The 23951-nt window shown below is 68.2% G+C and carries 10 protein-coding genes; 1 reads left to right on the top strand and 9 read right to left on the bottom strand.

Annotation, left to right across the window (positions count from 1 at the left end; genetic code table 11):
• Positions 1-117: 117 nt before the first annotated feature.
• The 9 genes from AS188_RS03975 to AS188_RS03940 form a co-directional block, all read right to left on the bottom strand.
• Positions 118-2244 carry a DEAD/DEAH box helicase gene (locus AS188_RS03975; RefSeq protein WP_058857756.1) on the bottom strand — a complete coding sequence of 709 codons (2127 nt, stop codon included), beginning with the start codon at positions 2242-2244 and terminating at the stop codon, positions 118-120.
• The gene (gene brxD / locus AS188_RS03970; RefSeq protein ID WP_058857755.1) at positions 2244-3566 is read right to left on the bottom strand and encodes a BREX system ATP-binding protein BrxD; all 1323 of its coding nucleotides are present in this window, start codon (positions 3564-3566) and stop codon (positions 2244-2246) included. Before brxD ends, AS188_RS03975 begins: the two co-directional genes overlap by 1 nt.
• Positions 3563-6289 carry a BREX-2 system phosphatase PglZ gene (gene pglZ, locus AS188_RS03965; RefSeq protein ID WP_058857754.1) on the bottom strand — a complete coding sequence of 909 codons (2727 nt, stop codon included), beginning with the start codon at positions 6287-6289 and terminating at the stop codon, positions 3563-3565. Before pglZ ends, brxD begins: the two co-directional genes overlap by 4 nt.
• Positions 6279-10001 (bottom strand): BREX-2 system ATPase PglY family protein, encoded by a 3723-nt coding sequence (locus tag AS188_RS03960; protein ID WP_058857753.1) that lies wholly within the window; start codon positions 9999-10001, stop codon positions 6279-6281. Before AS188_RS03960 ends, pglZ begins: the two co-directional genes overlap by 11 nt.
• 52 nt (positions 10002-10053) lie before the next feature.
• Positions 10054-13608 carry a BREX-2 system adenine-specific DNA-methyltransferase PglX gene (gene pglX / locus AS188_RS03955; RefSeq protein ID WP_058857752.1) on the bottom strand — a complete coding sequence of 1185 codons (3555 nt, stop codon included), beginning with the start codon at positions 13606-13608 and terminating at the stop codon, positions 10054-10056.
• Positions 13605-17834: a BREX system serine/threonine kinase PglW gene (gene pglW / locus AS188_RS03950; protein WP_058857751.1), complete on the bottom strand. Its 4230-nt coding sequence runs from the start codon at positions 17832-17834 to the stop codon at positions 13605-13607. Before pglW ends, pglX begins: the two co-directional genes overlap by 4 nt.
• Positions 17835-18292: 458 nt before the next feature.
• Positions 18293-20050, bottom strand: a complete 1758-nt coding sequence (locus AS188_RS16365) for an AIPR family protein (protein ID WP_083529231.1) — start codon at positions 20048-20050, stop codon at positions 18293-18295.
• A gap of 162 nt (positions 20051-20212) precedes the next feature.
• Positions 20213-21130 carry a LysR substrate-binding domain-containing protein gene (locus AS188_RS03945; protein ID WP_058857750.1) on the bottom strand — a complete coding sequence of 306 codons (918 nt, stop codon included), beginning with the start codon at positions 21128-21130 and terminating at the stop codon, positions 20213-20215.
• A 22-nt stretch (positions 21131-21152) separates the two neighbouring features.
• On the bottom strand, positions 21153-21941 hold the full coding sequence (locus AS188_RS03940; RefSeq protein WP_147050300.1) for an MFS transporter: 789 nt from the start codon (positions 21939-21941) through the stop codon (positions 21153-21155).
• A 282-nt stretch (positions 21942-22223) separates the two neighbouring features.
• Here AS188_RS03940 and AS188_RS03935 point away from each other — a divergent pair, with 282 nt between their 5' ends.
• Positions 22224-23939, top strand: a complete 1716-nt coding sequence (locus AS188_RS03935; RefSeq protein ID WP_058857748.1) for an S-layer homology domain-containing protein — start codon at positions 22224-22226, stop codon at positions 23937-23939.
• Positions 23940-23951 lie beyond the last annotated feature (12 nt).

The raw sequence follows: 23951 nt of genomic DNA, 5'->3' as shown, positions 1-23951 counted from the left end.
AAGGGCCGGAAAAGCCGGGCAGAATGGCGATCCACCCACGCCCATAACAAGAAAACGCTGACCAGCCCCGATCAAATTACCGAAAAAATCGCGTCGACGGATACAGGCTAAGGCGAGTCAGCCACTGATGACGCGGCCGCGCTCCAACGTCTGCGCCATCCCGGACCTGTCGGTCATCCGCTCCGCAATCGTCCGAAAAGAAAGCGCGGGTGGTAGCATCTCGAAGAATTTCAGCTGTCGGACCGACTTTTCGTCGGTTGCGGGAACAGCGTCGACAAGATCCATGCCGAACTTTTTCTGAGCGGCCCTCAGCGCCGAGAATACGGCGCCGCGGGTCGCGTCGCTGCGCAGAGCGATCTGGAAGTTGTCGAACGCGGTGGTGGTTTCGAACAGCTCAGGGGCCACCTCGGAGAGCGCTGCGACCAGCAGGGCGTTGGTTCTCGCCCCAGCCCACGTCCACCAGCGCACCCGGCTGTCGTCCTGACCGGTGACCACGGACCCGGAACCGTCCACCCGGTGGGCGTAGTCCTCACGGAGTTCAGCGATCCTGTCCTGGGCCCGCTTGGTCAGTCGCACTCCGTCCGGCTCGGCACCCAGCAGGACCCGGCGCACAGCGTCCGAAAGAGCGCAGGAGATGGGCTGCGGCATGCTCATCCAGCGGACGGCGCCGCCACTGTCGGAGGGCTCGACGAAGGCCTTGCGCCGCTTCCAGTCGATGTAGGTCACCCGCCAGGGTCGGCCGCCCAGGGTGATCAGTCGGGGCCCCTCGACCTTGCGCTGCAGCAGCATGGGGTCGACGGCACCGACCTCCTGCCGGCCGTGCAGGACGATGATCTGCGGGTCGGCCGTGAACACCGCCATGAGGTCTCGGTAATGGATCTTGCCGTAGCGTCGCTCAGCCTCGGGTCCGACGAAGAGCATCCCGCCGTCCTCGTCGAGATGTCCTTGCTGCAGGAGCCAGTCCTGGATCTCGGCCCACTCCTCCGGCGACGCCAGGCCGAGAGCACCGAACCACTCGGGCCAGAGGTTCCGGCCGACGTGGCGCTCCTGCAGGACGAGACCGAGCAGCTGCTGGGCAGCGACGTGTCGCGGCGAGGGCGGAGGCACGACCGGCTCGACGTAGCCCTCGGACCAGAGCAGCAACAACCCGTAGGCGCGCAGGAACTCGGCGTCGTTGGTGCCCAGGAAGAGCATGTTCCGCGACGTCCCCGAGCGCCGGCCCGTGCGGCCGAGCCGCTGCAGCAGAGAAGCAACCGTGCCCGGAGCGCCCACCTGAATGACTCGGTCGAGGTCGCCCACATCGATGCCGAGCTCCAGCGTCGAGGTGGCCACGATGACGCAGTCCCGTCCCTCGGCGAAGGCCGCCTCGGCGCGGCGCCGGGCGTCGGCCGACAGGGACGAATGGGAGACGTGGGTCTCGACGTCCCGGTGATGCAGGCCCAGCGCCAGGTCTTCCACGACCCGCCGCGAGTCGGCGAACACGAGTCGCTTCTCCCCACGGTGGAGGAGGGAGATGACCGTCGCGGCGTTGTCGGCGCTTCCGACGAAGTCGAGTTCCATGTCCGGGACCACGGCCGAGGAAATCTCGGGAGCCACTACCGTGGCCGGCCGGTCGGCTGCCCCGCCCTGGAGCCAGTGGAGCAGGTCCGGAGCGTTGCCCACGGTCGCGGACAGGCCCACCCGCTGGAGCGGGTGCCCTGCCAGCTTGCTGATGCGCTCCAGGACGCAGAGCAGGTGCCAGCCGCGGTCGTCACCGGCGAAGGCATGCACTTCGTCGACGACGACGGCGCGGACGTCGGCGAACAGCCGCCGTGGATCGCTGCTCGCAGACACGAGCATGGACTCCAGCGACTCAGGCGTGGTCAGCAGGATGTCCGGACGGTACAGCATCTGCCGGCGTCGGGCGGACGCACCGACGTCCCCGTGGCGGACGGCGGCCGTGCGGCCGAGCCAGGCGGTATAGGCGGCGATCCGCGGCTCCAGGTTGTTGAGGAGCGCCCGCAGGGGGCAGACGTAGAGCACCGAGGTGCCCTGCCACTGCTCCTCGGACATCCGGGACAGCAGCGGGAAGATGGCGGCCTCGGTCTTCCCGCCGGCCGTCGGGGCGAGCAGCAATGCGTCGTCGCCGCGCAACAGCGGCTCGACGGCCTGGTCCTGAAGCGGTCGCAGTGCCGGCCACCTGAGGGTGTTGACGATGTGGTGCTGGACCGCGGGGCTGAGCAGGTCGAATCCGCTGGGGCCCATCAGAGGTCGAGGCTGATGTCGTCCGCCGTCCGCGCACTGGCGTTCCGCTCGACATCCGTCATGTCGTCACGGGACAGCGTGAGGGAGTAGTGCTGCCGGGGGTCGAAGTCCTCGAACTGATCGACGCGGTCGAGCACGTCGCCGACGAGCTTCTTGAGGAACAGGCGTGGGGCGATGCCGACCCGACCGCCGAGCCCGCCCGCCACCGCGGCGGAGAGGTCCGCGAGGTAAGCGTCGTCGACGACGGAGCAGATCCGGTCGGCGCCGGAGGATCCTGCCGCGTAGAGGTCGCGCACCCGGCCGCCGACCTCCACCAGCGAGTCCTGGCTGAAGCCGGGCAGGCGGATCTGCACCGCCCGTGGGTTGTCGAAGCGCGCGTCGGTGGTGAAGTCCGTGGCCAGCCGCTGTGCGAGCGGTGGAAGCCGGGGCACTCCGGAGGGTCCCTCGAAAAACGCGGGCGTGCCCGTGAGCACGAGGTACAGGCCGGGGAAACGTCCGGCGTCGATCTCGTCCATGAGCTGGCGCAGGGCGTTGAGCGCCTTGTCGCGGACGTCGGAGCGCATGCGCTGCAGGGTCTCGACCTCGTCGAGCACCACGAGCAGCCCCGGGTGACCGGCATCCCGCAGGACGAGGAGCAGTCCCTGGAGGAAGGCCATGGCCCCGAAGTGGTCGAGGTCCCCCTTCACCCCGGCGGCGCGCTTGGCGGCCGCGGCAACGTGCGGCAGCCCGCCAAGCCAGGCCGCCAGCCCGTCGGCCACGGCCGCTTCTCCGGAGGCGACCGCGCCCCGGTATCCGCGCAGGGCCTGGGCGAAGGCCGGGGTCTTGGCGCTCACGGAGGCCAGGCGCTCGTCGAGCAGCTTGGTCACGGCCGCCTCCAGGGCGGCGGCATCGGAGGGGTCCAGCGCGGCATCTGCGGCCAGGGCGTCGTCCTCCAAGGTGAACAGCCAGGAGTCCAGCACGGATCGGAAGGCGGACGGCGGGACGGAGGCCGTGCGCAGGGACTCGGTGATCCGCCGGTAGACGGTCTCGAGCTTGTGCAGCGGCGTCTCGGTCTCCGAGATCTGCACCTCGGCGGCCGCGAACCCCCGGCGCAGCGCCGACTCGGAGAGATGCCGGGCGAAGAAGGTCTTGCCCGTCCCGTACTCACCGCGCACGGCCTTCACGACGGACCCACCGCCGGCCACGGCGTCGAGCTCCTCGCTCAGCGCGCCCTGGAATCGCTCCAGCCCCACGGCGAGCTGATCGAGCCCGTTGGCGGGCACGGTGCCACGGCGCAGGGCGTCGACGATCTCCTGCCGACGACGGGGCGAGACGGTGCTCATACGGCGACTCCGAACTGCTGGGCGAGGAGCGGGGCGTCCAGCACGAGCATGCCACCATCCATGCGCACCACGCGGTAGCCCTCGACGTTGAGCAGCTTCTGCACCTGTCCCACCGCGAACTGGACCCGCTGCTGGGGGATGCGCAGAAGGGAGGCCACGGCCGGAGCCGCGATCCGGTGGCCGTCGGCGCCCAGCAGGGCATCGATCAGATCCGCCAGCACGGCGTCGGACAGGCTCACTCGCCCCGAGATCTTCCGCTGGTCGGCGAAGCGATCAGTTGCCACCACCGCCCGACCCGCAGGCTGCAGCGCAGGTTGCTCGAACAGGTCGAACTCCCCCTGACCCGCCCTGTTCTCCTCCGGCTCAGGAGCAGTCGGAGGAGTCCCCGCTCGGGCGAGGTTCCACCAGACCGGCTCCTGGGACGGAGCGCCCGTCCAGTCGGCGACGCGGACCTCTTCACCGACGACGGTGGCGGTCGGGGTCAGCACGACGACCGGGACGACGACTTCGGCCGGCGAGCCGCCGCCGTGGTAACCGGCCTTGAGGGTCGAGTACCGCAGGTCCTCGTCGACGGCCAGCACCGCGGTGCCGCCGTGCGAGAGCACGCGCGGCCCGCTGACGAGGATCTCGCCCTCTCCGGCCGGCTCCTCGGGAGCCCGGGAGCGGGCGCTCGAGACCCCGGTGGCTGGGAGCTTGGTCCCCGCTCGTCGCTCGACGACGTGCCCGTGGTCGGCGGTGAGGACCACCGTCCGCCCGGCGGCATGAGCCGCGGCGAGCAGCGGGCGGAGGTGCTTGACGAGCTCCTCGTTCCACACCGTCCCGGCGGGGTCGCTGCGGTCGAGGGCGTCGTCGATGGTGTTGAGCACGCACCCGACGAGGCGGTGCCGGGACACGTCGGCAATGGCGTCCGCGACGTCGGCTGCGAGCTGAAAGCCGGCGCGGCGGGTGTCCAGCACAGCCTTGTGGAACAGCTTGCCGGAGGTATGGCCGGCCACGCGGGTGGTCTCGGCGAAGCCGGCGCGTTCCTCGGACTGGCCGCCGGTGACTGGGCGGCCGCTGAAGAAGGACGTCCGGCTGTGCTCGGTGAGGCTGGGCAGCACGGCGAGCGCGGAGGCACGGCGGGTGGTGCCGGCCGGGACGAGCTCCGTCCACTGCGCTCCGCCCTGCAGGACGCTGTCCAGCACCTGGGTCGCCGCCCCGGTGCTCATGCCATCGAGCAGCAGCACGAGAGTGGGCTCCTCGCGGGCGATCGGGGCGATCACCTCATGGGCCAACTCCTCGATCCGCCACACCCGGCCATCGCCCTGTGCGGCTCCACGCAGGGGTCGGCCCGTGGCCGTGCCCTCGTCCGCCAGGGCCCGGGCGAACTCCCGGTCGTGGCCGCGGCGCAGCTCCAACGCCCGACCGACGACCGCTTCGAGCCCCACCGCCAGGTCCGGATCGTCCACGCCGCGGGCGGCGGTGTTGACGGCGGCATCCACCCAGGCGTCGTCGGCGCTCTGCCGGCGGGTGAGCGAGACCAGATCCGGGGATTCGCCCGCCTCGGTCAGATGGGCGATCCAGCGCGTGATCCGCACTCCCGCCTCGGCCGGAGCACGCCGTGGGTCCGGGCGGCCTCCGGTGCCCCGCGCCAGGGGGTGCTTATCGATGGCCTGCCACGCGGGCTCCACGCCGTGGGTCCCGTTCGCGAGCGCCCGGCCGAGCACTTCGTAGGCAGCGTTGAGCGACGAGGGAAGGAGCCCGGAGCCCCGGGCGACCGTCGGTGCGGACACCTCGATGAGCGCCCGGTCGGTGCGGTCGAGAATGCGCTCGCCGGTCTCCCGGGTGGCGGTGCGCTCCAAGAGTTCCTGGACCGTGACCTCGCACAGTGTGCCGATCCCCTCGGCTTCCTCGGAACGGAGATCCAGTCCGCTCCAGAGCCGCTCGGTGAGCCGCACGGCGGCTGTCTGTGCCTCCTCCCGCAGGTCGCGCGACGCGCGGCGGAGCAGGTGGAGCGCGAGACCGGCGGGGAGGATCTCGCCGAGCCGTCCGCGTTCGAGCAGGTGCAGGATCGGACGACGCGCCGGACCGGTCTGGTCTGCCAACCAACCGAGAACCGCGTCGGTCAGAGCATCGCCCGTCCGCGCACGCAGCGTGGAGACGGCCGAAACCGCCTCGGGCCGCGTGGTCCACTGGAGGATGCCCGGCGCGTCGGCGCCCAGCAGCAGACCGAGGTACTTCACGGCCACCGAGGCGAACACGTGCTCCCTCGTGAGCACGCCGCCCGGCGCCGTGGGCCAGCCGTCGTCGGGGGTGATGGCGACGAGCTGGGACGGCAGGTCGGACTGCCTGCCCTCGGCCAGTAGCGCCCGCTGGAGGGTGCGGGCCCCGAACACCTGCATTGCCGCTTCCCACGGATCCGGGGTCAGGAGTCGATGGTCGACCAGGCGGGCGAGGGTGCCGGGACCGAGGTCGTCCTCGGGCCGGTCGGTGAGGACGACCAGCCACCCGGTCCCGTCCCAGCGGTGCAGGGCGTCCCAGACCGCCAGGGTGGACGGGCAGGCTTCCACCTGGATCCGGTGGCCGGCCGGTGAGGGGCGGGCCACCGTGACATCCGGGTCGGGGACTGCGCGGATGCCGAGGACGCCGCCGTTCCGGTGACGGCCGGTGGCCTCGACCCTGGCGACGACGGCGGCCACGGCCGCGCCCGTCACGGCCGGAGCCGCGAGCACGTCAGCCACCATCGACGAACCTCCAGCGCAACTCGATCCTGCGACCCTCCGCGTTGCGCTGGTCGAGCTCCTCCTGCAACTGCTGCAGGGAGTTGCTGCCCCAGGTCACCGTGTGGGCGTGCCACGCGATGTCAGGAGGATTGGGGTGGGGCGGCTCCGTGTCCGGTCCTTCGGGACGAACGCCCCACGGGCGCATGGCCCAGTCCCAGGCGGCCTTCTTCGCGACCGCGAGCGCTCCGACCAGTGACTGCTCGTACTCGTGGGCGGTCAGTGCTGTGCCAAGGGCGTCGAGGATTTTTGCGGCGGCTTCGCCACGCTCGGTGGAGTCGTTCCGGGCCTGCAGAAGGGCATCGAGCGGCTCCCACTCGACGGCGCGGAGAGCCTGGGCCACACCTGCGGCCTTGTCGAGGGAGACCGAGGCCATCGCGTCGGTCCCGGGCAGGTCGGCGGCGGCGAGGTGCCGGACCAGGGGCACCCCGGACAGCTCCCGAAGGGTCCGCACCAGCGTGGCGGCGGCACGAGCCATGTCGAGCCGGGCTCCCTGGCGCAGGCCGAGCTTTCCGTAGGCCTGCTCCAGCGCGGTGACGAGGTCCTGCGCCGGAGCGGCGAGCGCGGCGGCCTTGTCTGTGACGTGCTGGCTCAGACGGTTGACCGCCGAGGCGGTGAGGTACGGCTGGTCGCCCACGCCGAAGAGCTTCGAGGCCCGGTTCCGGGCACGGTCCCACTCCTCCGGCTCGGGCATCTCCTGCGGGCGGAGCTCCCAGGTCCCCTGGATCTTTCCGGGGACCACCTGCTCCCTCATCGGCACGTTGTAGGCGAACCAGGCTCGTTGCCGTAGCGCCGCCCACGCGATGATCACCGTGTCGGCGACCTCGTCGCGCAGTCCGCGCGCGGGTTCGGCGCGCTCGAGGATGCCGCGCAGCTGCTGGACGGTCACGGGCTCGTTCTCCTGGAGGCCCTGCTCCACCATGCCGCGGGCGATGAGCCGCGGCCAGTCGCCGAAGCGGTCCTCGCCGAAGAGGAAGTGGGTCTCCGTCGCCTGGCCCACATTCAGCGCATTGGCGATCCGACGGACCGCGACGTGATCGCCCTCCAGCGGCACCCGGTGGTCAGGGTGCGCCACGGCGCGCTCGACGTGGCGCAGGACCTGCTGCAGCTGCGGCACCCGGACCTCCTGATCCGCCGGCTCGAACTCCGGGTGCCCCGGGTAGCTGGCGTCGAAGGCGTCGGAGACCAGCCGCTCGAAGGCAACCTTCATCGGCCGGTCGGTGGCCAGTTCCGGGGTGAACCCGCGATCGAGGGACCAGAGCACCTGGCTCGCCGCCCCTTCCTGCAGAGTCCCGCCCTGAGCGGTGATCACGCCGTAGGCCTGGGCGACGGCCTTGTGCAGGGCGTCGTGCAGGGTCCGGCGCTGGCCGTGGAGGATCTCCTTGGCCACGCTGCGGTCGGTCTCGCTGAGGTGCTGGGAGTACTGGTTCCATCGGTCCCCGCTGCCGGTCAGCAGCCAATCGAGGACCACGAGGCGGCGGAGTTCCTTGAGCTTCTCCTGGGAGAGGAACCGCGGCAGCCACAGCACGGTCTGGCTGGCGACATTGCGGGCCAGGAGGCTGTCGATCCGTTCGACGTCCTCCCGGTAGGAGTGGCCTTCCTCGTCGAAAGGGTGATCGATGACGAAGCGCCAGGTGCCGGCCGTGGCCCGCAGCCGGTCCTCGGGCAGGTCGCCGGCATCACGGACGTTGCCGAAAACGATCTCGATCTCGCGCCGGGACCCCCGCCACACAACCGTGTGCCGGTGGGCGCCGGTCATGTCCGTGTCCTCGCCCAGGTTCAGTTCGAGGTTTTCCAGGAGGAGCCGACGGAGCATGTTGCGCTGGCGGCCGGCGTTGTCCTCAACCCGGGCCTTGTCCACGATCGACTCGTAGTCGACGTCGGAGAGCTGGACGCGGACCACGGGGTCCTGGTGGTCGTCGTCCACGTGGATCTCGGGCACGCGGCTGGCCCAGGTGCGCACCTTGGCGCCGACGACCCGGGCCTCGCCACCGGGCAGGGGTGAGACGATCGAGCCGTGGTTCAGGGAGGCCAGGCGCGTGGTGGTGAGCCGGCTGAGCGCGGGCACCTTCGTGGCGACGGCAGACAGCAGCAGCGTCTTGGCCAGCCGCTCGTCCGCCAGGTAGGCCGGGGGCAAGCTGTTGCGGTCCTCGAGGTCCTGCGGGGAGAGGTTGTTGGTCTCCAGCAGGACCGGCCGCAGCTTCTCCTCGTAGAGCTGGGCGGCGGACCGGAAGAGGGCCGCGGCCTGGGGATCGAGCACGGCGTTGCTCTTTCCGGTGACGATGTGGTCGAAGGCGTCGCCGACGGGGATTACCTCGTCGATGGTCATGGTGTCCTGACGCTCCACGAGCATCTGCTGCATGACCTTCAGCGCCGTGCGGTCGCGCTGCATCACCCCGGACAGGGACCGCAGCGTGGAGACCAGCGCCGGGGAGAACGGATAGGTCATCCGGAACGACTTCTCGTCGGCCCCGCGGTGCTGCTCGTCGGTGTTGACCCCGTCGAGCAGCACGGTCCAGACGTCGGGCGCGCGGTCGAGGTGGTCGAAGGCGGCCGCCACCGCGGCGCGGGCGGCGTCGTCCTTGGGCTGGAGCAGGCGTTTGCTGGCGACGTAGGGCAGGTTGTCGTCGCCCAGAGTAATCGTCGCGAACCGGCCCTCCTGGTGGCGGAAGGCCTGGTCCAGGGCGGCCTGCTGGCTGCCGCTGGCCCCGGAGTCCGCGAACCACTGGCTCAGGTCCATCTGGCGGGCGATGAAGGAGATCAGGGGGACCGGGAGCCGGCCGTAGGAGCCCTCCACGAGCTTGGTGATCTTCTGCGACTCCCGCCGGAAGAAGTCGGGGCTGTGCATGGCGAAGGCCAGCCACAGGACGAGCTCGTCCAGGAACAGCACCACGGCGTCGTAGCCGAGGCTCTGGGCGTGCTCGGACATCGCCCGCAGCCCCTCGTCCAGGTCCACGTAGGTGCCCTGCCGGGTGTACGACCGGAAGTAGGCGTCGGTGAGTGCGGTCACCAGCTCCTGGCGTTCCGTGCTGTGCGGCCCAGCCGCCCGCGCGGCGTCGTACCGGGCGCGGTCCCAGCCGTCCCCGCCGAGCACCATGCCCCACTCGTCGTCGGCCGGGGCGTCGCCGCCGAGCCCGGCGAAGAACGCCGCGTCCCCCATGGACGCGCGCAGCCCTTCCGCGTCGCGCAGGAGGTCGTCGGTCCGGTAGAACGCCGGCAGCGGGGCCTTCGGGTGCAGCGCCCTGACTTGCTCGACGTACCCGTCGAACAGCGCCTCCTCCATGGACGAGGCGTCGAGGAAGTGGAAGGCCAGCGGGAGGATGTTCTTCTCCCGCAGAGCGTCGTCGTGGCGGACGACGACGTCCTGCAGCTCCTCGATGGCCCGCGCCTCCGGGCGGTGCCGCAGCAGGGCGTGGAGCACGGCCATGAAGTGCGACTTACCGGAGCCGAAGGACCCGGCGAGGAAGGCCCCGCGGTTCTTTCGCTCCCGGATCCCGCTGGACACGAGGTCGAGCGCCTGGTCGAAGGCCTCTACCAGCGCAGGCGTGACCACGTAGTCGTGGATCGCCTGGGCGGCGCCGTCGTCGTCGACCGTGCTGGTGAGGCGCAGGACGTAGTCCTCTGCCCCGGCGCGGCGGGGGATGTCGAATACGTCCTTGAGGAGGGGGGAGGTCACGCGCTGATCCTTCCATCCGGGTCCGTCGGGGACAGAGTGCACAGTGCGGCCGTCATGAAGCCTTCTTCCGGCCACGGGTCGCCTTTGGCGGACGCCAGGCGACGAGGTCGTCCAGGGCGACGCCGAGGCGCGCCCTCCGCTGTTCGACCTCCTGCGCCGCGAAGTCGCCGAGGCTCACCCCGTAAGCGGGGTCGAGCTCGGCGTGCCACTGCTGCACCCACGGAAGGAGCTCGTGCAGCCCGGCCAGCACGGGGACGAGCCGGTCGTCCTCGGCGCCGTCGGCAATCATCCGGTCCATGTGCGAGGCCAGGGCGAGGAACTGCTCGGCGTGGTTCCAGCCCGCCCAGCCCAGCAGCATCGACCGGTCGGTGGACAGCTCCGCCCCGGGGTAGACGATGAAGCGTTCCTTCGGCACGTCCAGCTTCCCGCGGTGGGACCAGTAGGACTGCTTGCGGAAGTCCGCGGTGGTGTACTTGGGCGGCACGGGAATCTGTCCGACATCCTCTCCCGCATCCTCGCGCCGCTGGAGGTCCCACGTGGTCTTCCACGCCTCCCACTTGCGCAGGGCCGGTTCTTTCAGCCGGCACGCCGCGAGGTAGGGCACCGCCTCGTCGATCAACAGCTTGGTCAGCGTGGCCACCAGGTCCACGTCCCGCTGTCCCGCCCACAGCTCAAGGACGGACACGAAGTCCTGGTGACGCCCCAGCGCATCGGCCAGTTGACCGATGCTGCGCACCGACGGACGCCCTTGCCGGTCGAACCAGTGCTCCCGAGCCTCGATCCGGTCCAGGAGCCATCCGCGCAGAGCGCGCTCCTGGCGCTTCTCCCAGGGCTCCTCGGCCCAGCGGCGCTTGTACTCGGGGCGCTCGAGAAGATTGATCATGCGGTCGGACTCGATGACGTCGATCCGCCGCTGCACCAGCTCGCGGTAGTCCTGCGGCCAGTCCTGCGGGATGTCGGTGATAGGCGTGCTGCCGTGTCGGGTGAACCACGCGCTGTCCAGCTCACCGGTTGCGACCTTGCGAGCCATCACGATCTCGAAGGCGCGTTGTCCCGGAGCGACCTCCGGCAGGCGAGCGGTGTCGAACGTCAGCGTGTCGTTCAGCAAGCCGTATACCGCATAGTTCTCCCAGTCCAGCTCCTCCTGCAGGGCGACCATGCGACGCCGCAGGCTGGCATCCCGATCCGCGCAGCCAGCAGTGGAACTGACATCCGGGACCTGGTCCCCGGCAGCCAGTCGGCCAGTGATCTCCTGACGTTGCTGCGCCAATCCATCTAGGGAGGCCGCCAAACGGGCATCTAGATGGCTAGGCAAAGGGAAATCCTTGAGTGTTGTACCGGTGAACTCATAGAAGTTCTCCCACGGAACCTGTGTCTGCCGAGCTCCCTTGGAATCCACGGTACTGCCCTTGTTGTGACTGTTCTGCTTGAGCCAGAAGCAGGCCACCGCCGAATTGAGGACGCCAAGCAACGCCAGGTGCTCCTCCTCCGTCGCCCCCTCGGGCAGCTTGACCACCGGAGCGGACTGTTTGAAGACCTTCCCACCCCGGTCGAGCACGAAGTGATTATGCGTCGCTACAAAAGCGAACGTCAGAGTCAGCTTCGAAACCCCGATGTCCTTCGGCAGTTGGTGCCATTCATAGAACGGCCGACCCTCTGTAAAATACGTTTGTTTCGAGAATGTCGCCCGATTGCCCAGCTCAGTCCTCACCCGCCACAAGTGCCGACCCCAGCCAGGGAACTCGTCGATGCGACGGAGCGCATGGTTCTCGGTGTACGGAAACCATGTGGGGTAAGTCTCGGTGATGGAAAAGTCCCGCACCCTGTCGCCGACGACCAGAGCCGATACCGCAGACGTTTCCCGGTCGGTGCGTTCGGCCACACCATCTTCAAGCATCATGGCGTCATCGGCGCCCATGATCCCGAAGACGCCGATCCGATACGTGATGTCCCCGAGGTTTGAGTGCCGAGCGGCTTCGATTCGCCCAGCGACTGCGGGAGCTGATCCTCCGGTCAAACTCCAGGGATGCGCAGCCAACACTTGTCGCTCGAGGTCGACGACCGAGACCCATTCATCCTCGTAGCCTGGATCGCCGACATGAGCGGAAATGGACGCCCACACCAGCCCGCGGGAAGCATCGGCGGGACGGCCAGGCTCCCCTCGAATGCCGAGTACCGCACGGACGATTCCTGACTGTGGCCGGTCGTTGCGCCCCACCAGGATGACGGTGGGCGTGCCATGGCCCGGAATGTAGGCACCGGACGTGTCGATGACCGACCGGAGGTCGAGCTGGGACAGGAAGTCCTCGATGATCTTCGATCCGAACTCGCGCTTCATGAAGGAGTTCGAGGTGATCTGCCCGGTCCAGCCCGCGGGCTGGTGCGATGAGCCGCGCTTGGCGAGCTCGAAGAACCGTTCCATGAAGGGCACAGTCATGGCGTATTTGCCCTTGCACGTGCGGTACAGCTCCCGGTACCGCTCGTTGAGCGTCTTGTCCTTGACGGTGATATATGGCGGGTTCCCCACGACCACGTCGTACTGTCCCGGTGTCAGGATCTCCTTGAGCGCCTGCTGGTCTTCGGTGGCGTAGGCGAACAGGTCGGCGCCGGTGCCGTCCGAGAAGCCTTCGAACATGTCCTCGGCCTTGCCGTGGATCAGCGAGTCGCCGGTCTCCACATGGATGTCGAACGCATCGGCGGTGTCCAGGGACCGCTCGCCGCAGGCCTGCATCGCGGCGATGGTGAGGCGGAACCGCGCCACGGCCACGGCGAAGGCGTTGATGTCCACGCCGTAGACCGACTCCAGGGCCTTCTGCACGCGCTCCCGCGCTCCCATGCTCGGGGCCTTCTGCGCCCACAGGTCGTTGAACCGGGTGAAGGCGCCCAGCAGGAAGTGCCCCGAACCGCACGTGGGGTCGATGAGCTTGAAGCCCTCGAGCGGGCGCTCGTCGAGGGCCGGCGTCAGCGTCTGGTCGAGGATGAACTCCTCGACGAACTCCGGCGTTTGGAGCAGGGCGAAGGTTTCCCGGGCGTGCTCGGAGAGGTCCTGGTACAGGTCCCCCAGGAATCGGGTGGACAGCACCGGATCCGTCAGGTCGTGGGCCAGAGCGCCGTCGTCGCCGAGCCTGCGCCAGAACTCGATGATGCGGGTCGCCATTTGGCCGGAGGGACTGATCAGGCGCAACCAGGCGTGGTCGTCAACCAGCCCGGCGGTCGCGGGGTGGCTGCGCAGGTGCCGGAAGGACTCCTCGATCCACTCACGGTCGGTCAGCTCGGGGTGCTCGCGGAAGAAGGCCTGCTGGGCCTCGACGGCATGGTGCCGCCTCTCGCCGGGTCCGGTGAACCAGGTGGGGCCCACCAGTTCGTTGTCCTCGGCGAAGCGGGCGAAGACCGTGGTGAGCACCCAGGAGACCGCTGCCTGGACGATGCGGTCGTCCCGCCAGGTCGTCCAGGCCATGGCGGTGCGCCGGGCACGCATGGCCTGTCGGTGCTCCTCGTGCCAGTCCCTGCTGCGTTCGGGGTCCGCCTCCAGCCGGGCGCGGAGGTCGTCCTCGACCTCCAGGACCAGCTTTTGCAGGTCGGCGGTCAGCTGGGGGGTGGCTGTCATGCGTGGGCTCCTCGGGGATCACCGGGCTCCAGCAGTTGGGCCGCCCGGGGGTCGATCCACACGGAATCGACGGGAATGAACTGCTGCGGGGAGGTCTGCACGGACTCACCGTCGACCATGGCACCGATGTGGGACGCGAACTGCGGCACGAGCACCCACACCGCGCGCTCCCTGCGCTCGGTCAGGTCACTGAGCCGGCGCAGGACCGCGCCGTGGCCGTAGCGGACCAGCGGCGAGGTCTCGGTGAGGATCACCGGCCCTGGGCGGTCGGCGTCGTTCATGGCCTCGTGCAACCGGTCGATCACCGCGGGAATGGCCCGGTCCACCACGACCTGCAGGCCCTTGCGCGGCCGGGCGGTCTCCGGCTGGGCGTCGGCCGCCACGAGCGAGGTCCAGGGCGGGACCTTCCCCTCGTCGGCCATCCGGTGCAGTTCGTCCAGGAGCAGGCTGGTGACGTCCAGGACCTGACCGCCGAACTGGTCCTGCAGGATTCGCTGAAGCTTGTCCATGCGGTCCGGGCGGGTGCCGAGCACGAGGTAGGAGCGGCGGTCGATGCTGTCCTTGAGCCGCTGCGTCAGCGCACCGGCGCTGAGGTCCTCCGCGGTGTCCGCCACATAGGTGGGCACCTGGGTGTAGAGGCCTGCCGTGTCACCGCGCACCGTCGGGCTCACATAGGCCTTGCGCGTCTCGTCGAAGATCAGCTCCACGCCGGCGTCCCGGAGCACGGAGTCCAGGCCCGGGCGGTTCGGCAGGGATCCGAACGACGGGAAGCGTGTCCGGACGCGGTCGTGGATCTCCTTGGGCGTGTGCAGTTCCCGGACCCCCATCCCGCCGAGCACGAGCGCCACGGCCCGATGGGCAGGCAGGTCGCGGGAGTACAGCTCGCCGATGCTGGTGGCCGCCGCCGTCGCCGACAGCTGCGCGGCCAGACGCACGGGACGGAGCCCGTCCCACAGCGTCGGAGGGTCGTCGTCCTGTCTGTGCTTCTGGAGCCCTGCCAGGACGCGCTCCGCCGGAACGAGATCGTCCTCGGCGGCCAGGCGGCGGACGAGGGCGTCGGCTTCGGCGCCCAGGGAGTCCGCCCGGTCCAGCAATCGGGTGTCGCGGGCCACCGCCAGGACGCGCTTCTCGCGGCGCCGGATCTCCAGGGGCTGTGCGTCCTGTTCGCCGCGCAGCTGGGCGCGGCGCCGGTCGACGACGATCCGCAGCAGGCCGTGGGCGAGTCGGCGGGCCTCGGCCGGTTTCTCGGGCCCCGCCGCGGAGGCATTCCGGATGGCGTCGGCAAGCTCCTCCGGCGTGGCGACCTGGCCGAGTTCGTCGAGCCGGGCGTCGATCACGCGCTCCAGCGCCCGCAGCAGCCGGAGGCTGTCGTCGTGCTTCGCCCAGGTGTCCTGGAGACGGTCGAGGAGCAGGCTTGTCCCCGCCGACGTGATGGGCTTGGCCATGGATCCGCCGAGCTCCGCCTGAGTGGCGAAGGCGTCGACGGAGCCCGTCCGTCCGAGGATCAGGTCGACGGCCTCGACGCCGCTCGTGGTGCGGGTGCTGGTGAGCACCGCGTGGAGGAGGTCCGCAGCGTGCGTGAGGGTCGGGAGCCCGGACCGGTCCGTGTCCAGGGCGACCTGCTCGCCGAAGCGGCGCCGCCAGGCGTTCGCACGGCCCTTGACCTCCCGGCGGCTCGGCTCGGCCACCCCCGACAGGTGGTTGAGCCGGACGGCGTCGACCGCCAGCAGGTCCCCGACGGTCGTCACGCGGAAGGGCTCGAGGGCCGAGAGCCCCCTGGCGGAGAGCCCGGCCTCCGTGAGGGGCGTGTCCAGTTCCGCCCGTTCGGCGAGCTCGTCGGCGTCCTCCGGGGCCGTGGTGGCCTGGCCGGTGAACACCCGCTGCCACGCCGTCCGCATGTCCTGGACGGTGTCGAAACGGTCCGCGATATCGCGGGCCAGCGCGCGGCGGAAGAACTCGCCGAGCGGTTGCTCCACCGACGGGTCGAGCTCGCCGGGCCGGATGGTGACGTCGTCGTCCACCACGGTAGGCGCTGCGTACGGGTCGTCCCCGTAGTAGGGCGTCCGACCGGTCGCCATCTCGAAGAGGACGACGGCGGCGGCGTAGCGCTCCGCGGCGGAGTCGAACTGCGGGCGGTCCTTCCCCAGGAACGGGTCCAGGTACGGCGCGGTGCCGATCTCCAGATTGCCGGGGTCGGCCCGGGAGGCGGAGAAGTCGAAGAGCACGAGGTGCTTGGACTTGTTGCTGTCGGCCCGTACCCCGAGGTTTGAGGGCTTGATGTCGCGGTGGACGATGCCGGCCTTGTCGAGGAGTTCGACGGCCTGGAGCAGGTCGTTGCCGAAGCGTTCGGTGAGGTCCAGGGACAGACGGCCCCGGCGCTCGCGGAGCAGCTCGGTGAGGGTCTGCGGCCCGGCGGACTCCAGGAGGAGGGCTTGGCGGCCGTCGACGTCGATCGGCCCTTCCACACGAGCGACCAGGCGCGGGGAACGCGGCAGGTCGGCCATGACCTGGGCTTCGTCCTCCAGACGGGCGGCCGCCTTGTCGTCGAGCGCGAGCTTGAGCACACGGACCATCGGCTCCTCGCCGGACCGGTCCTCGACCTGCATGCCGACGGCGGTCGAGCCCTTACCCAGGCGCCGCTGCACGACGAACCGGCCGCCGACCAGGACGGTGCCCGCGGTGGCCTCCAACGGATCGTCCACAACGGTCTCGTCGACGTCCGGGCGTTCCAGCTGGTCCAGGAAGTCCCGGACGGTTTGCGTGCGGTCACTGGGCCGGGGTCGGGTGGCGCTGCGCACGGCATCACGGATGTTGGAGCCGAGCTGTGGCACCAGGGCCGCGGCGTCCAGGCCGCCCTGCTCGCGGAGCTTCTCCGCCAGGTCAAGAGGGCTGTCAGCCGGAGGCCGGCCGGTGAGGACATAGAAGGCGAGCGCCCCGAGGGAGAACACGTCCAGCCCCATGCGATCGGTGGACGGTCCGATCCAGCGGCCTTCCGGTGCGCGGTACACGTCGGCCCGTGAACCGTCGTCGTCCGTTCCTCCGAACACGGTGGCCTCGGACCGGACGAGGCTGGTCACGCCGGTCTCCGCGGCGTCGGCGGAGGCCGAGCCGGCGGTCTGCCAGTCGCTGAGCTTCACCGCGAGCCTGTTCCGCTCGCGCTTGACCCACACCGCCTGCGGCCAGAGACCGCGGTGCACCACGGCATTGCGGTGGGCGTAGTCGAGCGTTTCGGCAGCCTGCCGGATGATCTCGAGCTGGTCCTCAAGCTTTGCGCCGTTGACCTGGTCTGCCATCCAGAGGTCCAGCCGCTGGTAGTCCTTGTCGTAGTCGTAGACGAGGCCCACGCCCATGTCGGTCTCGAGCAAGTCCACCGGGCGCATGAGGCCGTCGTGAGAGAGCCTGCTCATGAGGCGGAACTCGTGCTCGGCCAGTTGGCGCCGGCGGCGGACCTCTTCCTTCGACGCGCCCTCGGGCGTGAGGTGGATGCGGATCCGTGCCTGGCGGTCCTGGACGGCGGAGTGGCTCGCGGCGAGATCGAGCCAGTCGGATCCTTGGCCGAGGACCTCGCTGGCGTGCAGGGTCCACGAGCCGTACTGCCGCTCGCGGCGCTGCACGCCGACGCGCTCGATCAGCTCGGCGAGGATCTTCTCCTGGTTCCTGCCGATCGGCGTGCCGCTGTGCGGCTCCTCCAGGATGAGGCTAGTGACCCCGGGGAGCCCGGAGACGTTCTCGGTGGCGTCGAGGCCCCACAGATCCTGCTTCGACTCCTCGCTCAGGTCGACGCGGACGCGCGGGTGATGGAGGAACACGTCCGCCTTCACGTACGGGACGACCTGCCGCATGAGCGCTCGGTGGTCGACACCGTTCTTGGTCGCCCAATCAGCGAACTCGTCCTTGAGCCGGGAGGCGAAGACCCGGGCCTTCTTCTGCGCCAGCATGAGCGGAGAGTCCTCGGAGCGGCTGCCGCCGCCGTTCTCGCGACGCCACCGGGTGTCCGTGCCGGTGATGGTCCCGCTGTAGTACTTCAGCTCGACGATGTGGAGGGTGTTGCGCGTGAGGATCATGGCATCGACCTCGTGCCAGCGACCCTGGGAGTCGCGGAACTCGAAGTTGGTCCATGCACGGTAGGGCATCTCGTCCGGGAGCCGCTCCCGGAGGTAGGCCAGACCCTGGGCCTCGTGCTCGAACTCCGACGGGCTGACTTCGATCCACCTCTCGTCAGCCAACGTCGTTCCTCCCTGCTTCCCGGTGTCGCTACGGTGCAGTCACGCTAACAGCATCATGAAAATGCAACCGGTTTGATGACGGCACATCCCTCCACCCTAGAGGATCCGAACTCTCGGCTACGGCGTTGCAACCTCTCCGAACGGCCAGGCTGCAACGCACGCCACTTGACCACGGCGACCGAGCTGGAAGTCAGTTCGGGCTCCACGATTCGACGCCCCGATCGACTTCCCACGACCGAACGGACGAGCGTCGGACTGTCCCGCGTAAAGGTTACAAGTCTGGCTTCGAAGCGAGTCCGGCTCACACCCCTTGCCCATGCCCGGCGCAGACAGGTTCGATGCCCGACAGGAAGCCGGGCAGCGGCGCCCAGCATTCCGAACGATAACCTATGGTAAGGGCACCATTTCTACCTGGTCGAATTAAACGTATCTGGGGGGAGTATTCCAATGGCGAACCGCTAGTGAGCGTTTAGTCCGAGAATTTGATCAAAGAATGCCGTCTTCAGTTTGGCGCCTTTAAACATACGATCCAGAGCAGTCTTGCCATCATCAAGCTTTCCAACCTCTTGATAGAGAAGCTCGTGCAGTTCAGTGAGCACAGTCGCGGATGGATTTTGCTTCAAGGCCGAAGTGGGAATCTTTTCGAAGTCCTCGAGCTTCTTGATGCCAGACGTTCGCAACCCGTAGCCGGCAACAAGGTAATAGCGCGCATTAGTCAGATCATCAGCAATAGCCTTTGCTTCACTCGTTCTGAGGTAATCATCGACCGCATCGACCACAGTTAAAGCCTTCAGGTAGAGTTCCTCCGATTCACTAGAATCAAAGACTTTCTCCCACCCGGCGTTGGTGCCGAGCAACGACGTAGGCCGCGCCCTGGCAGTGTCAGGCTGGAGGAGACGATACGCCATGACTGCCTGACCCACCTCGGTCATGTTTCGAATCCTGCTCGCAGGAACCTTCATTCCGCGATACTGGTAACGACGGCGTTCGTAGTACCAGCCGTAGGCGCGCAGGAACTCTTCGATGCGTAACTGCTTCTCTTCGTTTGCGTGAAGCTGGAGGCTTGCGATCGCGGTCTGATTGTTGGTCCCGCTGATGATCGCTTCGCGCACTTCGGGGTCAGATTCAGTAATCACCCGGACGAGGACGGACTGATTTAGTCGTTTTTTCGTAATGCTCTTGGCCAGATCTTGTTCATGGATGACATGTGACGTTTGTAGGCCGTTCACGATTAGAGGATTCGTCAGCACCCACACGAGTTCAAGTGGATTGTCGGCTTTGTCAACAATAATCGTGATCCCGTTATTGAGCCACCAGAACAGAGACTCAGAATCACCCGCGAGGGTCTTTCCAATCGCATCGTTGACGCGGACATTCGATCCAGCGTAATCGCGCACGTTAACGGCAAACATCTCATTTCGGATTACCTTGGATTTATCGTATCTCAGAAACTTGAGATAGTCTTTGATCGAGACCAGCCCTACCAGGGCATTAGCTTCGCGAATCGGCAACTTCGTTAAAACGAGCTTCGCCACGAAGTCCGATCCAACACGCAGACGAGTGACGAGTTCGGCATCACCTACGTACTCCACTGAGGTGGTGCTGCCCGTAGGGAGGCTGGTCACCAACCATGCTTTAAGTTGTCGGGCCTTAGTTTTCATGTAGTTGTTTACATCTGGTTGCTTCGCGAAGGTGGCGTAGTACACATGAAAATGAACGACAGGCGCGAGCATCGCGATCTTGGAGCGTAGCTTCCGCCACGTCATTGTCTTCTCAATTATGTCGTCATTGAGAGGGAATGATCTGAGGTCGGCGGCTGTCTGACTAGTGTCAAAGATGGATTTCAGAGCGCTTTCAATTTTAGGGAAAACATTCGTGTCCCAAGTCGACTCTTTTTTTGTCTGGACGACTACTACGTCGAGAGTGACGCCTGTTTGTAGTCCTTCAAGAGCATTCCTGCGGTTTGTGAGCCGTATTGAATCAGACCCTACCGGTTCACGGCCATTCAGGAACACGTAGAAGCCGTCAATGCCACCATCGTCGGTCCCAGATACCAGGCCCTGCTCGATGTCGGCAGGTCCGGCGCCGTACTGCTTTAGCAGCAAGCTCATGGTGAACCGCTCGAAGGCCTCATCGTCCGAGAGCTTCGCGTAGTTGGCTGCCTTGTATTGGGTGAAGTTGTCCTTCGCGATGACTTGATCCGGGGAGTCGCTCATTGGATGAATCTATCGCGCGATGCCATCTCGGGCCCGAGGACACGTGGCGGGTGGTCGAGTCGATGTCACCGTAGAGAGCGGCCTCATGGCCGGGCCCGTACTCGTATTTGCACTTCAGGTCGCCCATAAACGGTTGCGGCCTGCGGAGCCAGAACCTTTGCCCTACCAGTACGGGTCCGGCGGCGAGTAGCTCGGAGCCGCAGCCTTCGCCGCCAGGACGAACGCCCGCGCCGTCCCCGACGGACGCCGCCTCGCGGGCAGGGCGATCGAGACCCGCTCGGTCCACGGTGGTGGATCCAGTGGACGGCTGGCCAGCGGGAGCCCTTCATAGCTGAGCCCGCCGGCCGGCTCCTGGATGAACAGGGAGTAGCCCATCCCCCGCGCCACCAGCGAGCGGAGCAGCTCGAAGATGGAGAACATCTCCTCCGCGCGCGGGGACAAGCCCTGGCCGGTGAAGTACTCCATGACGTACTGCGGGCTCGGCGGGGTGTCGAGGAGGATGAGCCGCCGGGACATGAGCGCGGCGGCGGGCACCGTGGGTTCGGCAGCCAGCGGGTCGTCGGCGGCCAGGATGACGTGCATGCGGGTGCGGTAGAGCTCCACCGACTCCAAAGTGGGGTCCTCGTGCAGATTGTAGGAGACCGCCACGTCGATCTCCCCGGCCCGCAGCCGCTTGAGCAGGAGGTCTTCCGGCTCGGCATGGGCACGGAACTGAACGTCGGGGTGGGCGCGGGCGAACGTGTCCATCATGACCGGCAGGAAGGTCGGAGCGAGCGAACTGAAGCAGCCCACGGACACCGTGCCGCGCAGGCGCTCCGGATGAACCGCGCCCTCGAGCTCCTCGGCCTGGTGCAGCAGATTCGAGGCGAGCTCGAGCACCTCCTGGCCGGCCTCGGTGAGCACGATGCCCTGCGCCTTGCGTCGGATGACCAGTTCCGCGTCGAGCGACTTCTCCAGTTCCCCGAGCGCGCTGGCCATGGCGGAGCGGGAGGTCATTTCCTGCGCGGCGGCGGCACTGATGCTCCCGGTCCGTGCGATCGCCCGGAAGTACTCGAGCTGCCGCAGGGTGAACCGTGTCATCAGTGCCGCCTCGCGCCGGGGATCAGGTCAGCTCTACCGTACGGGTCTCCGGCATCCGCAGGGTGACGGCCGCGGTGACCAGGCAGGCGGCGATCAGGGCGACGACGAACACTGCGCGCATACCTTGGGAGGACACCCAGGTGTTCAGGTACGGGGCGCTGCCGCCGAAGACCGGCGAAGCGCCGCCGTAGGTGAAGCCGACCACGGTGGCCCGCACCCGGGTGGGCACGAGCTCGGTGAAGATCGCCCCCAGCGGGGCGCAGGCCGCGGCCAGCAGCACCGAGGCGATGCCCATGCTCGCGAACAGGCTCACCGACCCGGAGCCCAGCAGCCACTCCAGCGGGAACGCCAGGACGGCGAAGCCCAGGGTGAAGACGAAGGCCAGCGGCTTCCGGCCCCACCGGTCGGCCAGCCGGCCCATGAGCGGGATCATGCCCAGGAACACGCCCTGCACCAGCAGCCCGGCCACCAGGGAGTGCTGGGCATCCAGCCCGTGCACGGCCACCGCGTAGGACGGGGCGAAGATGAACCAGGTGTAGAAGACGACCACGCCGCTCATCGACAGAGCCGAGATGTGCAGGACCGCCCGCTTCTCGCTCCACAGGGTGCGCCACACGGACGGGCGGGCGACGACGACGTCGGCCGCTGCCGCCTCGGCACTGGCCTCGAACACGTGGGACTCCGCCATCCGGAAACGGATGAGCAGCCCGTAGAGGCCCAGCAGGGCGTCGACCCCAAGGGGATTCGCAGCCTGCAGGAGGACATCACCTTCTTCTCGACCTTTTAGAAGGCGGTCTGGTGGATGTCCCACGCCAAAATTACCGCCGAAGGGTCGAGCTCCACTGGCACGGTCTACCGACGGTTGTAGGAAGTTTCTCGCGGACGAATGGCGGCGTTGTTCTACCGAGCCGCCTCCTCCTGCATTTGAGCGGACTCTGACTCACCGCCATGGTGCGCTCGGGCCCCGCGGTCGCGTTGCAAAAAGAAACACCTTCGGGATCGAGTCCGCCATACGCCTAAGCTCGGCACCGTGGCGTCCCCGGCCACCATCCCCGTGCTGCATCCAGACAGCACCGCGAAAGGAAACACCCCCGTGTCTGAGCTCTCCACTGCCGTGCCTACGCGGCGCACCCTGCTCTCCGCCGTCGCCCTGCTCGGCGGTGCCGCAGCCCTCGCCGGCGGCACCCGTCTCTCCCCGGCCGTGGCCGCCGAGCCGACTCGCATGGCGCTCACCGCGTCGACGGCCTCCACCGGGTACTCCGGCCTCTTCTTCGACACCCCGGAGACCGACTCCGGGACCTTCTACGTCTTCCGCTACTGGTCCCGCTACAGCTCCACGCAGCAGGCGACGGCCCTGCCCGGCGCGACGGCGCTCAACCGCGCTACAAACATCATCTACGCCGGCGGCAAGCAGAAGGACAAGCTGGGCCTGACAGCCACCAACATGTCCACGCGCGCCTACCAGCTCTCCCCGGAGACCGCCGCGATCGGCTGGGTCTCCGGAATGACCGTGGCAGGGAACATCCTGTACTTCGGCACCGGCGACGGAGGCATCTACTCCCACGTCATCAGCATGGGCGCGGGCTCGGCGTCCTCCTATCGCCGGATTCATTCCCTGGCCGGCAGCGGGCAGGAGCGGGCCGAGTCGTGGGCCGCTACCAACTCCCACGCCGTCTTCGCCGCCGTGCCCGACGGGTACGACGACTACTACGGCGAGGCGCCCGCCGGCACCACCGGTGCGCTGGGCATCATCAACAAGTCCACCGGGACGGTCTCGATCCGCCACGACCTCTTCCCGGGCCACCGGGTCAACCACCTGACGGCCATCGGCGACACCGTCTACGGCACCACCCGTCCCAACGGCACCGACTACAGCGTCGCTCCGGTCGTCTTCGCCTTCGACCCGGCGACCTCCACGGTGCTGTGGCAGCGTGAGGAGCCGCACCGCACCGCAAGCTACTGGCCCTACGAGGTGTTGCACGCCATCGTGGAGGTGCTGGGCAAGCTCTACGTCTCTGCCGAGAGCGCCGTACAGGAGATCGACCCGGCCAACGGCGCCCGCATGATGACCTTCAACGCCGGATCACCCGACGACTACTTCGGTAGGTCCCTGCCCGGGCAGGTCACGCTCACCCGCATCGAGGGCACCAACCGTCTGTTTTGGCAGTGGCAGGAAGCCCAGCACGTCATCTCGCTGCCCTCCCGGCTGATCTCCCAGATCACCACCCATGGGCTGGAGGACATCGTCTACACGGCGACCGGGGGCATGCTGTTCTCCGACGGCTACTCCCCCGACTTCCGGCCGGTGGTCATGCACAACGCCTGGGACGGGATGCCCTACCGCGGGCCGGTGATGACCCCGTTCACCGACGTGTCCACCTCCTACGTCTTCTACAACGAGATCTCCTGGCTCTCGGAGGTCGGCGTCTCCGGAGGCTGGTCCACGCCCCGGGGCAAGGAATTCCGCCCCACCGCGAAAGTGACCCGCGAGATCATGGCCGCGTTCCTCTACCGCCTGGCCGGCTCACCGGCCTACACGGCCCCGGCCACCTCACCGTTCGCCGACGTCGCCACCACTCGCGCGTTCTACAAGCACATGGCCTGGCTGGCCGCGCAGGGCATCTCCACCGGCTGGTCCGGCCCCGGCGGCACCCGCCTCTACCGGCCGGAGTCCAACGTGCTGCGCGACCAGATGGCCGCGTTCATGTACCGCCTGGCCGGGGAGCCGGAGTTCACCCCACCGGCGGTGTCGCCGTTCATCGACGTCCCCACCAGCCACGTGTTCGGGACTGTCGCTCTAACGGTGTAAGAGGCGTTTCCA

It is taken from the genome of Kocuria flava (genome assembly GCF_001482365.1).
Lineage (GTDB): Bacteria > Actinomycetota > Actinomycetes > Actinomycetales > Micrococcaceae > Kocuria > Kocuria flava.
The sequence above is the reverse complement of the archived record's forward strand: the minus strand, read 5'-3'. Positions and strand labels throughout refer to the sequence as shown.

What these genes read in the sequence shown, in the direction of transcription:
- AS188_RS03975 (WP_058857756.1), bottom strand. Translation starts at nt 2,244, where the DNA reads ATGGGCCCCAGCGGATTCGACCTGCTCAGCCCCGCGGTCCAGCACCAC.
- brxD (WP_058857755.1), bottom strand. Translation starts at nt 3,566, where the DNA reads ATGAGCACCGTCTCGCCCCGTCGTCGGCAGGAGATCGTCGACGCCCTG.
- pglZ (WP_058857754.1), bottom strand. Translation starts at nt 6,289, where the DNA reads ATGGTGGCTGACGTGCTCGCGGCTCCGGCCGTGACGGGCGCGGCCGTG.
- pglX (WP_058857752.1), bottom strand. Translation starts at nt 13,608, where the DNA reads ATGACAGCCACCCCCCAGCTGACCGCCGACCTGCAAAAGCTGGTCCTG.
- AS188_RS16365 (WP_083529231.1), bottom strand. Translation starts at nt 20,050, where the DNA reads ATGAGCGACTCCCCGGATCAAGTCATCGCGAAGGACAACTTCACCCAA.
- AS188_RS03945 (WP_058857750.1), bottom strand. Translation starts at nt 21,130, where the DNA reads ATGACACGGTTCACCCTGCGGCAGCTCGAGTACTTCCGGGCGATCGCA.